This is a genomic window from Moorena sp. SIO3E8 (assembly GCF_010692445.1).
In the GTDB taxonomy this organism is placed as follows: domain Bacteria; phylum Cyanobacteriota; class Cyanobacteriia; order Cyanobacteriales; family Coleofasciculaceae; genus Moorena; species Moorena bouillonii.
The window spans coordinates 14,402-26,411 of the sequence record NZ_JAAHHM010000005.1 but is presented as its reverse complement, the minus strand read 5'-3'; the positions used below and the strand labels follow the sequence as shown (position 1 = coordinate 26,411).

12 protein-coding genes are annotated in these 12,010 nt (G+C 43.7%); 10 read left to right on the top strand and 2 right to left on the bottom strand.

Features of this window, described 5'->3' with window-relative positions; all coding sequences use genetic code 11:
• Window positions 1-149: 149 nt before the first annotated feature.
• Window positions 150-2,042 carry an NAD(P)H-quinone oxidoreductase subunit F gene (locus F6K46_RS03575; RefSeq protein ID WP_293035881.1) on the bottom strand — a complete coding sequence of 631 codons (1,893 nt, stop codon included), beginning with the start codon at window positions 2,040-2,042 and terminating at the stop codon, window positions 150-152.
• Window positions 2,043-2,277: 235 nt separating this feature from the next.
• Here F6K46_RS03575 and F6K46_RS03570 point away from each other — a divergent pair, with 235 nt between their 5' ends.
• The 7 genes from F6K46_RS03570 to F6K46_RS03540 all read left to right on the top strand — a co-directional run bounded on the left by F6K46_RS03570 (window position 2,278) and on the right by F6K46_RS03540 (window position 7,445).
• Window positions 2,278-2,460 carry a hypothetical protein gene (locus tag F6K46_RS03570; protein ID WP_075902542.1) on the top strand — a complete coding sequence of 61 codons (183 nt, stop codon included), beginning with the start codon at window positions 2,278-2,280 and terminating at the stop codon, window positions 2,458-2,460.
• 626 nt (window positions 2,461-3,086) lie between these two features.
• Window positions 3,087-3,398, top strand: coding sequence for a carbon dioxide-concentrating mechanism protein CcmK (locus F6K46_RS03565; protein WP_008185070.1), 312 nt, complete (start codon window positions 3,087-3,089; stop codon window positions 3,396-3,398).
• Between the two features lie 182 nt (window positions 3,399-3,580).
• A complete protein-coding gene (locus tag F6K46_RS03560; protein ID WP_044493402.1) occupies window positions 3,581-3,922 on the top strand; it encodes a carbon dioxide-concentrating mechanism protein CcmK in 342 nt (113 codons plus the stop codon).
• Between the two features lie 168 nt (window positions 3,923-4,090).
• The gene (locus F6K46_RS03555) at window positions 4,091-4,390 is read left to right on the top strand and encodes a EutN/CcmL family microcompartment protein (RefSeq protein WP_008185074.1); all 300 of its coding nucleotides are present in this window, start codon (window positions 4,091-4,093) and stop codon (window positions 4,388-4,390) included.
• Window positions 4,391-4,681: 291 nt separating this feature from the next.
• The gene (locus F6K46_RS03550) at window positions 4,682-6,355 is read left to right on the top strand and encodes a ribulose bisphosphate carboxylase small subunit (RefSeq protein WP_293052318.1); all 1,674 of its coding nucleotides are present in this window, start codon (window positions 4,682-4,684) and stop codon (window positions 6,353-6,355) included.
• Between the two features lie 40 nt (window positions 6,356-6,395).
• On the top strand, window positions 6,396-6,557 hold the full coding sequence (locus F6K46_RS03545) for a hypothetical protein (RefSeq protein WP_293018914.1): 162 nt from the start codon (window positions 6,396-6,398) through the stop codon (window positions 6,555-6,557).
• Window positions 6,558-6,668: 111 nt separating this feature from the next.
• Window positions 6,669-7,445 carry a hypothetical protein gene (locus F6K46_RS03540; RefSeq protein ID WP_293116778.1) on the top strand — a complete coding sequence of 259 codons (777 nt, stop codon included), beginning with the start codon at window positions 6,669-6,671 and terminating at the stop codon, window positions 7,443-7,445.
• A gap of 146 nt (window positions 7,446-7,591) precedes the next feature.
• Here the strand turns inward: F6K46_RS03540 and F6K46_RS03535 are convergent, their stop codons facing one another.
• A complete protein-coding gene (locus tag F6K46_RS03535) occupies window positions 7,592-8,989 on the bottom strand; it encodes a transposase (RefSeq protein ID WP_293052314.1) in 1,398 nt (465 codons plus the stop codon).
• 94 nt (window positions 8,990-9,083) lie between these two features.
• Between F6K46_RS03535 and F6K46_RS03530 the strand changes: the two genes are divergently transcribed.
• The 3 genes from F6K46_RS03530 (at window position 9,084) to F6K46_RS03520 (ending at window position 11,481) form a co-directional block, all read left to right on the top strand.
• The gene (locus F6K46_RS03530; protein ID WP_293052312.1) at window positions 9,084-9,230 is read left to right on the top strand and encodes a hypothetical protein; all 147 of its coding nucleotides are present in this window, start codon (window positions 9,084-9,086) and stop codon (window positions 9,228-9,230) included.
• Window positions 9,231-9,550: 320 nt separating this feature from the next.
• Window positions 9,551-10,177 carry a PEP-CTERM sorting domain-containing protein gene (locus F6K46_RS03525; protein WP_293052309.1) on the top strand — a complete coding sequence of 209 codons (627 nt, stop codon included), beginning with the start codon at window positions 9,551-9,553 and terminating at the stop codon, window positions 10,175-10,177.
• A gap of 560 nt (window positions 10,178-10,737) precedes the next feature.
• On the top strand, window positions 10,738-11,481 hold the full coding sequence (locus tag F6K46_RS03520) for a hypothetical protein (protein WP_293052306.1): 744 nt from the start codon (window positions 10,738-10,740) through the stop codon (window positions 11,479-11,481).
• The last annotated feature ends 529 nt before the right edge of the window (window positions 11,482-12,010 follow it).

Sequence of the window (12,010 nt, the reverse complement as noted above, 5' to 3'; positions counted from 1 at the left end):
AAAAGGCCACGCGTGCGCGTTCAACCTGCTAACTTTCAACCTGCTAACTTTCAACGGGCTAACCTTGGCCAAAAGGCCACGCGTGCGCGTTCAACCTGCTAACCTTCAACCTGCTAACCTTGGCCAAAAGGCCACGCGTGCGCGTTCAACTAATCACCTATCAACAAAGACCACTGCTCCAAAGACCACTGACTCCAAGACCACTGATTCAAGGGCCAAGTGATGAAGATTGCTAATAAGCTGATTCCTAAAAGGATAGTCAGTACATAAAACTGTGATTTACCAGAAACGCTGTATTTTAGGCTTTGACCACTAAATACTGTTCCTAAACCAACCAGATTGACTAAGCCATCAACGATATATCTATCCACCCAAGCTGTAATGTTAGAAAATAAGCGAACAGCAAACACGATGGTGTAACGATACAGTTCGTCTAGGTAAAAGTCATAGGCGAATAGGTCTTGGAACAATTTCAACGGCATCCGAATTGAGCGCGACCAGGTTCTGGGTAGGTAAATTAAAGCCCCTGTAGTGCAACCTACGACACTAGAGATTATCAAGCTTACCTCGGCTAGGAGATTGAGATCCTCCCATTCCGATAGCAATTCCATCGGACGTATTAGCACTGGTACCAGCAATGTCAGTATGGTTAACGCTACCATTGGTAAGGCCATAGCCCACGGTACTTCTGGTGCTCGACGGGTCTTCGCTTGGGGTTTCCCTAGGAAAACTAGCCGAAACACCCGGACTAAACCTAAGGCAGTAACTGCGTTAACGAAGAGAAAGGGTATGACCAGAAGAGGGGCATCAAACCAAAAGGCGTTAATCCCTTCACTCATTGCCCAAAAGCCACCCAGGGGGAAAAGTCCAATCAGACCAACCATACCCACGGCAAAGGCAGTGCTAGTAGCGGGCATTTTTGACCCTAAGCCCCCCAATTCAGCTAAATTTTGGTTATTGGTGTTGAAGATTACCCCCCCGATGCTCATAAACATCAAGGCTTTAGCAAAGGCATGGGCAACCAGTAAAATCACACCAATATCAGCGCGCTGCATTCCAACCGCGATAAATACTAAACCAATGTAAGCGCTGGTGGAATGGGAAAGCGATCGCTTAATATCGATTTGTGCGATCGCTACCATTGAGGTGCCTAGTGCTGTGATAGTACCAATAACTACTAACACCGATAAGGTCAACGGTGAGACCATGGTCACGATCGGCACCAGTTTAATCAGCACATAAGTACCACAAGTCACCACCAAGGAATTCCGCAGTACTGAAGCGGGATTGGGTCCCTCCATCGCCTCATCCAACCATAAATTCAAGGGGAATTGGGCACATTTACCAATTGGACCAGCAATCAAAGCCAATCCCAGTAAGTTACCCACTAGTGGCGGTAGATTAGCTGAATAAGCCCAGGTATACAAGTCTGAAAAGGTTAAGCTTCCCGCAAAGGTGGCTAAGCTCACCACCCCAACTAGCAGCAATATATCTCCTACACGCTTGGTTAGAAAAGCATCTCGGGCAGCTTTGAGTGCTAAAGGCTGAGCGTACCAAAAACCCACAATGAGCAAAGTACACACCGTGAGCATCTCCAACAGAGCATAGGTCAGGAATAAGGAATTACTCAAGACAATTCCGATCAATGCCCCTTCAAAAAATCCCATCAGGGCAAAGAAGCGAGCTAATCCCCAATCTTTCTCCATATATCCGAGAGCATAGAGTTGCGCCAATAGACTTAGGCTGGTGATAAACTCCATTGCTGCAGTACTCACTGGTGAGACTTCCAGAACAAAGGATATGTCAATATCAGCAACCATTAGCCAGTGAAACTCTATCTCTTGCACCGCTTCCTGTAATGAAGCTTGGAAGATCAGCCAGCCATGAATGCAGGCGAAAAGTGTCATCAACAGGTTAAAGTAAGCCGCTGGTCTCGGTCCCGTACGACGCACTATTCCTGTTGCCCAGGGGATAGTTAAAAATGCCCCAATCCAACTGTAAATGGGAACTACCCAAATCGTCTGAGTAAGCAACTCAGTCATCACGCCTTGACCTCATCATTTCTGCAATCAATTAAATAAAAATCGGTACTAATTAGCCCAAACGTCTTTTTAAAGTTACGATTTTCCTCGGTTTACAGCTAATAATGTGGTGATTTGTCTTAAATCATTACTATTTTTACAACTTTATCAGTTAAGGGTTATCTTGGACATAATCCAGGCTTATTTTTTCCGAATATTTTTTTGATTATTACCATAAAACACTGGTTTTGGAATCATGACAAGTAACCTTTATAGAACCCATCAAGCTAACTTATTCAAGGTCAAGTCTGGCTTGACAACCGATCAAGCTAAGGGATTAAAGCTCAAATCAGGCTTGACAACCCATCTATCCACCCACCTATCCTTAGTCAGGTTAGAGCGACCCAGTTCCCAGTGCCGTAACCCAGGAACTCGGTGACCGCACTCAAATTCTGGCGCTTAGTGAGGATTACTTATCTAAAAGTTATAAAAAAATTATAAAACAAAAGCAACCATTCTCCAAAACGGTGAATTTTCGTTAACTAATCTAGCTGACCCCCTCGGAATGTTAAGTTATGTTAAGGTCTCTCATTAAGAAGTATTATCATATTTTATATTGTCAAATACGCCAAGGTTCTCTATGCTTAGTTTTGGTTGTCCTTTAAACAAAGATGTTGAGGGCATTCCCCGTCTACTATCTTTGTTTGAGCCGGGGTGTGCGCGTAGCGTGGCCGAAAGGCCAGGGAAACAATCACTTTTGGTCAGGCAAACCCACACCCCCTCCACCCTTTAATCCCCTCCAAACTAACCATGAGGTGGATTAAGGCAGGAGCAAGGGAAGCACAGAAGCACGACCAATACACTTAGCTACCTGAGTTAGCTACCTGCAATGGGCTTGGTCGGCTCACGTTCTGACGGTGTATCGAAAAGGCCGATTTACCCGGCAACATTGCAGTTATCTGCAATGCCATAGAAACCCTAACTACACTGCCCTAACTACACTGCAAGGTTAGTTAGGGAGCGTTCATCACTCTTATTTGACTAATCCACTAGGAGAAAAGCGAAATGCCAATTGCTGTTGGAATGATTGAAACTGAGGGCTTTCCAGCTGTTGTAGAAGCAGCTGATGCGATGGTTAAAGCCGCTCGCGTCACCCTTGTGGGTTATGAAAAAATCGGTAGCGCTCGTGTAACCGTGATTGTGCGGGGAGATGTTTCCGAGGTGCAAGCTTCCGTATCTGCTGGAATAGAATCAGCAAACCGGGTGAATGGAGGTAAGGTGGTATCCACCCATATCATCGCTCGTCCCCATGAAAACTTAGAGTATGTCCTACCAATTCGTTACAGCGAAGCTGTGGAACAGTTCCGTAGCTACTAGCCAAGATGCTCCTAAAAACCATAGAGAGTCTAGAGGCAATTGGCACAAGCTTGGGTGCTGAACTCGTTGGTATGCAGTGACTATAGGTTTAGCTTAAGGGCTTATATGCCGTCACAACCATCCCACGTGTGGTCAGCGCGTGGGTTGATCAAAATCTTGATAAACGTCTAGGAGTAAAATTCATGTCAATTGCTGTGGGAATGGTGGAAACCCTTGGTTTTCCAGCGGTTGTAGAAGCCGCAGATGCTATGGTGAAAGCGGCTCGTGTCACCCTTGTGGGTTATGAAAAAATTGGTAGCGCTCGTGTAACCGTGATTGTGCGGGGAGATGTGTCTGAGGTGCAAGCTTCCGTATCTGCTGGGGTTGATAACGTTAAGCGTGTTAATGGAGGTCAGGTATTATCTACCCATATTATTGCTCGACCTCACGAAAACCTGGAGTATGTTCTACCAATTCGTTATACCGAAGATGTGGAACAGTTCCGGGAGAGTACTAACGCCATCCGTCCGATGAACCGTCCATAATCGTCCGCCAATTTGAGATTCAAGACATGCCGGTGTCAAGTAGGGGATGTGCTTACCATGAGGGGAGAGATTGCTTGATCCACTAGTTTTGGCTTGGCCATATAACTGCTCCCTAATCCATCTCCCCCCAAGTCCTGTCACCCCAAGTCCTGTTAATAAGTTAGGTCAATGCAAATTGCCAAGGTCCGAGGCACGGTCGTTAGTACTTATAAAGATCCTAGTCTTAGAGGAACTAAATTCCTTTTCCTGCAATACCTAGATGATGCAGGAGAACCACTGCCCAAGTATGAGGTAGCAGCTGACATAGTCGGTGCTGGTATAAATGAGTGGGTGCTAGTCAGCCGTGGCAGCGCGGCTCGGCAAGTCGGTGAGAGTGACAAGCGTCCCATCGACGCTATGGTGGTGGGGATTATTGACACGGTCAGTGTGGACAATAGCATGCTCTACAGCAAAAAAGACCAGTATTAGTGAGTAGGTTCGGACAATAGTAGCTTTGGGTAGTAGCTTTGGGTAGTAGCTTATGGCTTGTTATCCATTGCTCGATTCTGACTTGGGCCCTTTTGCTTTCCAAAGCAGTTATTTGTAACGATAAGCCATAACGGTAGAGGTTAACTATTAACAATCCAGCAATTTCTGCGTGATTACAATTCCCGAGTGGGAGCAGCAGAAATAACTAACCCCCAATCCTCAAGTGTGGGGCTTGACAAAAATCTATTTCATGACAGTGTATCTCAAATAAAAATTAGGAGGAAAACATCTATGGCATTTAGCACCCAGGCAGCTCCCCCAACACCTTGGTCACGGGATCTGGCTGAACCAAAAATTGATGACACAGCTTATGTCCATTCTTTTTCCAACATTATTGGAGATGTAGAGATTGGGCCAAATGTATTGATTGCCTCGGGAACCTCGATTCGAGCTGATGAAGGGGGACCATTTTACATCGGTGAAGGTACCAATATTCAAGATGGTGTTGTGATTCATGGTCTTGAAGACGGTCGGGTTGTTGGGGATGACCAGGAAGAGTACTCAGTTTGGATTGGCAAGGATGCATCGATTACCCACATGAGCCTGATTCATGGTCCTGCTTATGTTGCGGATGATTGCTTTATTGGCTTTCGCTCTACGGTGTTTAATGCTAGAGTTGGCAAGGGCTGTATTGTGATGATGCATGCCCTTGTTCAGGATGTCGAAATTCCTCCCGGTAAATATGTTCCTTCCGGAGCGGTGATTACTAATCAGCAGCAAGCTGACCGACTACCGGATGTAGAAGAGCAAGATAGAACGTTTGCTAACCATGTGGTGGCAATCAATGATGCATTGCGGGCGGGTTATCAGTGTGCAGAGGATGATTCCTGCATGATACCCATCCGCAAGGAAATTGCTGACAATGCTGACTCTAATGGTCATAGTAGCCCTGATAGTTCCCATAAATCTTTCAGATCAATGTCTTCAAATACAGGATTAAGTTCAGAGCTTCAACAACGAGTTCGTCAACTGTTAGGCCAAGGATACCGAATTGGTGCTGAATATGCTGATGAGCGTCGCTTCCGTACTAGTTCCTGGAAGAGTGCTTCCGGAATACACTCAGATCGTGAATCAGAAGTGCTCCAATCCTTGGGTGATTGTCTGGCAGACCACGCTGGTGAGTATGTCCGACTAATTGGGATTGACCCGAAAGCTAAACGCCGGGTGTGTGAAGAGATTATCCAAAAACCGGGTGGCCCTGTTTCTGGAAGTTCCACTGGATCTGGTTCAAGAAGCTACAGCCCCTATAGCTCTGCTCCTCAACCTACTGCGGGTTTCTCTAGCAATGGCTTAGACTCATCAGTGGATGATCTAGTTCGTCAACTGTTGTCCCAAGGGTATCGGATTGGTATTGAGTATGCTGATGAGCGTCGCTTCCGGACTAGTTCCTGGAAGAGTGCCCCTGGCATAAGCTCCGATAACCTATCACAAGCTTTGGCAGACCTAGGGGCTTGTTTGGCAGACCACGCTGGTGAGTATGTCCGATTGATTGGCATTGACGCGAAAGCCAAGCGCCGGGTGATGGAAAAGATTATTCAAAAACCTGGGGACACCGTAAATCCTGGTGCTAAACCTAGTAGTAGTAGCTATACTCCCCGTTCAACGCAATCCTCAGGATTCAATGGCAGCAGCGCTTCTGGTTCATCCTTGACTCAAGATATCGTTGATAAGATTCGTAGCTTGTTGTCCCAAGGTTATCGCATTGGTACTGAACATGCGGATAAACGTCGATTCCGCACCAGCTCTTGGCAGAGTTGCTCCCCCATTGACTCTACTCGGGTTTCAGACGTGGTTGAAGGTCTAGAAACCTGCTTGGTTCAACATTCGGGTGAGTATGTACGGTTGATTGGTATTGATCCGAAAGCTAAACGGCGTGTTCTAGAGACGCTGATTCAAAAGCCTTAATTTACAAGCATAGCACAGGGAACAGGGAACAGATAGGGAAGTGTGGGAAGTGTGGGAAGTGTGGGAAGTGTGGGTAGATGGGGGGAAGCCCCAATACCGTACTGCATCCCTTAGAAAACAAACCGTCAAACCCTATCCCCCTACTCCCTTGCTGCGAGAACCATTTAATTTAAATCAAGACCAGCTTATTTATAGGTATTAGACTTCTTGCAACGGTAAAGAAGCCCTCAAAAATGATAGTGCTAGAGTCAAATTTAATCCCAAAACCCTTTACCCAAAACCCTTTACCCCCAAAACGGCGGCGAAGTCTACTGTGCCAAAAATTATGCACTTGCCTAAACTTCAATTGAGTAATAATTCTCATATATACGTGGAAGGAAATGTGAGCATTGATCCTAGTGCTGTTATTTCAGCAGGGGTAATTTTGCGAGCGGATCGAGATAGTAAAATAACGATTGCAGCCGGTGTTTGTATCGGTATGGGAGCAATTATTCATGCTCACAAAGGTACTGTGGAGGTGGAATCAGGAGCGAGTTTAGGCGCTGGGGTTCTGGTCGTGGGGAAGGGAAAAATTGGCGCTAATGCTAGTATTGGCTCCCTGACGACAATTTGGAATCATTCTGTAGAATCCTTACAAGTTGTGCCATCAGCGTCGGTCTTGGGGGATAAGGGGCGTCCATTACCGGAAGAGTCTCAACCAACTCCTGATAGCTTGGAGCAGAAACCTCAGGAGTTGTCATCAACTGTACCTGATCAAAGCTTTACCACGGAATCTGTAAATGGTCAAGTGCCATCCACCAGTAATACGGTGGCTACAGATACAACACAGACTAATACTACGGTGGCTACAGATACAACACAGACTAATAATACACAGACTAATAATACACAGACTAATAATACACAGACTAATACTACAGAAACTAATACTACAGAAACTATTGAAGCTGAGACGACGGCGGAGTCGCAGACAGAATCACCAGCTCCGAAGACTCAGCCTACTGTTCATGGGCAGGGGAGCTTGAACCGATTACTGGATACTCTGTTTCCCTATAATCAATCTTTTAATAGTCCTACTAAAGATACATAACAGCTGCTTAGACTTATTCCTTGTTTGCGATCGCGTAATTTGCGATCGCGTAGCGTGACCAAAGGTCAATCGAATAATTTGCGATCGCATAACAGCTCCCTAGAAGTATCCCTTACGGTCATGATCACTTGCCATAGGTGACGCTCCTACACTTCCCTATCCGTTAAGTGTAAGCTTCTAGCACTCCTTAGAGCTACTAAAACTTCCTTTGAGGTACTATTAGTTATAGAGCTATCTATAACCGGATTCCCTTTACGGCGTTTTATAGTGGGGAACACGCCCAGCCCCACTCGTTTTAGGTTAATTGCAGCATTTACGTCGCGATCAACCAATAACATTTCTTGCTCATCCCAATACTCGCGGAGGTCGCAATCCGTGAATACAAACTCGTCTCGATAGCTTAACAGCTGAGAGGTATAGGCAGGGTTACACTTTTTCGTTACTGCTCCAGCTTTTCCAGCTATGTAGTCCAGTACCTCAAAGAACTGCCCAAACCCTGCGTCCAACCAAGACTTATTTAATCCAGATTTAGCAGACTGTCCATTAGGCAAATATCCACCCTTCCCATCTGGCTTGGGTTTATTTCGTTGATTTAAACCAGTAAGGTTCAAATTTTCATAATAGAAAACTTTTTTTCCGGTTCTAACCAGAACATGAGCTGTTTTATAGGCATGATCCTTTCGGCTCCTAGCAATCCGTTGATGTATTCTCGCTTCACGCGATTGCAATTTCCTTCTAGCTTTACTGCCTTTTGTCTTGGCATTCTTTTTTGTCTGTACCTTTTCTAAATCAGAATGATTTTTACGGTAAGACTTAAGTGAAGGTAGTTTGGTGTTTTCAGATGTTGCTAGATAATCGTCTCCGTAAAGTACGGCATCCAACCCTATGCTATTATCCCAAGTGGGAATAACACTTTCTGGTGTAAACGCTGGTACTGTAGAATCTTCTAAGCATAAGGTTGTATACCAACCATCGGTTTTCTTGGTGATTAGAATATTCTTGATCTTAAACCCGTCGGGCAGCGGACGATGTAGGCGTACTTTGAGCCAGCCCTTGAGTTTACTTATCTTTAGCCATATCCATTTCTTCTCGATTCTAGCTACAGAAAAACAGTCTTTCCCATCTATCTTTAAAGTCCTGTATCTAGCTTGATTTTTAAATCGCGGTTTTCCGCTACGACTACCATTACAATCGCCTTTGATGAATCGACTGAAAGCTAGGTCTGCTCTTTTACATACGTCCTGTAAAGTATTCGCCGGAACTCGGGTAAAGTCCAGCAATTCACCTGAGTGGACAACTGTCACCAAGTCTTTTTTCCAGATTGGTAACAGCTTTTTTTGACTGAAATAACCGGGGTTATCTCTGAGTTCTGGTAGATAAGTAATCAACGGACAAGAATTAACAGCAGTGCGGTTTTCATTCCACCACCGAAAGCGATCGCCCAACTGCCAGTTGTACCAGTACCGACAAATCCGTAGCCAATCATTTAGTTCTAGTTTTTGTTGACTACTTGGATAAGCCTGGTATTGGTAGTTGAGCAGCATGACAATCACCTCCTAGTTTTTATTGCGCTTTATATATTAAAGACTGTAGTGCTTCTCAATTAGGTGAGGGACTTTCGTCTTAGGGAGTAGGGAGATGGAGAGATGGAGAGATGGGGAGATGGGGAGCAATGGTTGTCATTTCGCCGGTCAGCGACTGCATCGCTACTCCCTATTCCCTTTTCTATATTATAAATCCTATACTAATCAGGCAATTTGGCATCGTCAATTTTCTGGGTTTTGATAAAGTATTGACATGGTTTTTTTAGGTGACTATAATTCAAGCTAACTCTATTAGTTTAAAAGCGATTATGATAAATCCTAATAATTTATCATAACCAAAAAATCCTGTTAACTATTTCGTAAGCATTCAGCCCTTGGCCGTTGGCCACGCTACTTGAGGTGCTGTCAGCTTTCAGGCGTAACTCAGATTAAACGTTCCCGTAGCGTGGGCGTAGCGCATAGGCTGATAGCTTAATGCTTAAATTCTTTCCTACCGTTCCCTGTTCCCTGTTCCCTGTTCCCTGTTCCCTTTTTTATACATACTGAACGAGGATACTTTCTGTGACTAATCTTTCTCAGCAATTCGCTCTTGTTACTACTGCTGTGGCTTTAACTTCTGCAACTGTTGCCGTTTTACCGGCTGCTGCTGAGCAGATAATTAACCAAGAATTCAGTGGCGAACTTGAATTATCGGATTTTCCTAGTTTTCTGCCAGAGCCTCCTCCCGAAACTAGAGATTACGAGGGGTTTGTTGAGTACAATACTGAAGGGGAATTACTCTCTTGGTTTCTTGATGTAGAAGGGTTAGAGCAAGTCGGTTCTGATATTACCCTTGAACCGTTGCCTTCTCCGTTTCCTTCTCCTCTTCCTGTTCCTCCTAGAAACTTTATTACGACGTTTGACGCTACCCCTGATAGTTGGATTCTAGATATCGATTTTGGTAGGGCTGTTGATGCCGGGGCTTATACTCTTACCTGGAACAGAGACTCAGGAATTACCTTTACTCTTGGAGGTTCCCTATTACCTCCAACTACCTATGTTGATCCTAATCCTACGTTTAAGGAAACGATCACCGAGGATCCTTCAAAGCCAGATCCAACTAGTGTACCTGAACCTGCGTCTGGATTAGCGCTACTGGGAATTACTGCTTTAGGTGCTGGTTCAGTTTTGAAAAGAAAGGATAAATAATTTGGAAAAGCCCCCTAAATCCCCCAACTTTGGGGGAGTTTTATAGTTTTATTACCCCCAAAATTGGGGGGCTAGGGGGGCATAATCCTAGCGATAAATTTGCCTTTACAAGTCCTATTTTATAAAAATAAGCCCTAAGTTTAGAGCGGGTTAAGTCCATTATTATGGACTTTTTTTTGTGATAATCTATAAAATTAATTGCAAGTATAAATACCTATCATGGTTACCGCAACTGTAAGTGACTGGAGCAACATCGCGAAATAAAAAACAAAAAAGCCAGAGGCTATCCTAAAAAATAGAATTGAGTAAATTGGCGTATAAGTTGATTTAATATTTCCACTGTCGTCACCCTTTGTGATAGTCTAATTTTAGCAAATGTGATCGAGTTATTTTTTGTGGCAGAAGAATAATTCGGCATAAAGGTTAAAGTTTTACCAGATTAAATCCTCTGATCAATTCTTCGGTGCTTGAGTTTTTTTGGAAACTATCCAAAATCTTAATTGCCCACTTAGCGGTGCAATTAACTCAATTTATCTACTTACTCAACCAGGAGAATTCCTTTGATTAATTTTTCTAAACAATTAGGTGTTGTTACTACTGCTATCGCTTTAACCTCTGCTACTCTTGGAGTTTTACCGGCTGCTGCTTTCCAGATAATCAAGCACGAATTCAGTGGCACTCTTGAATTTTTGTCTTATTCTATATTCCCTGATCCTACATGGAGGTCTATAAGCCCTTTTACTCGTATCGATGTTACTCTGATAGAAGAGTCTATTCCAAAAGCTAAAGATTACGAGGGATTTGTTGAGTACACTACTGAAGGGGAATTACTCTCTTGGTTTCTTGATGTAGAAGCTTCATTGCCACGAGGTTCTGATACCCTTGAACCTTTGCCTTCTTCTCCCACTATTACTTCTCCCACTATTACTTTGGTTCCTATAGACCCTCCTCATATTATTCCTTGTTTTAGCATTGATCCTTGTATTCCCGTTGACCCTCGCCCTAGTATCCTTTTTTTCTCTACCCCTGATAATTGGACTCTAGATATCGATTTTGGGAGGTATTTTTTAGGAGGTGGTCAAACTCTTACCTGGAATAGAGAGTCAGGAATTAGGTTTACTCGTGACTCAGGCTCATTTTTGTCAACTACCTATGTTGATCCCAATCCTAATTTTAAGGAAACCATTACCAACGATCCGTCAAAGGCAGATTCAACTAGTGTACCTGAACCGGCTTCTGGATTAGCGCTACTGGGACTTACTGCTTTAAGTGCTGGTTCAGTTTTGAAAAAAAAGGATAAATAATAAGGGATTATTATTCAAGATTATTTCAGAGTTATAGACCCTAATTATAGAGCGGTTTAAGTCCATTATTATGGACTTTTTTTTGTGATAATCTATAAACTTAATTGCAAGTATCAATCCCTGTAATGCTTACCGCCAGTGTAAGTGACTGGATCGATCTCGCCAAGAAAAGAACAAAAAAGCCAGAGGCTATCCTAAAAAAAAGCAGTCAGTAATTTGGCGTATAAGTTAAGTTAATCTTTACACTATTGTCACTTATTGTGATAGTCTAATTTTAGCAAATGTGATCGAGTTATTTTTTGTGGCAGAAGAATAATTCGGCATAAAGGTTAAAGTTTTACCAGGTTAAATCCTCTGATCAATTCTTCGGTGCTTGAGTTTTTTTGGAAACTATCCAAAATCTTAATTGCCCACTTAGCGGTGCAATTAACTCAATTTATCTACTTACTCAACCAGGAGAATTCCTTTGATTAATTTTTCTAAACAATTAGGTGTTGTTACTACTGCTATCGCTTTAACCTCTGCTACT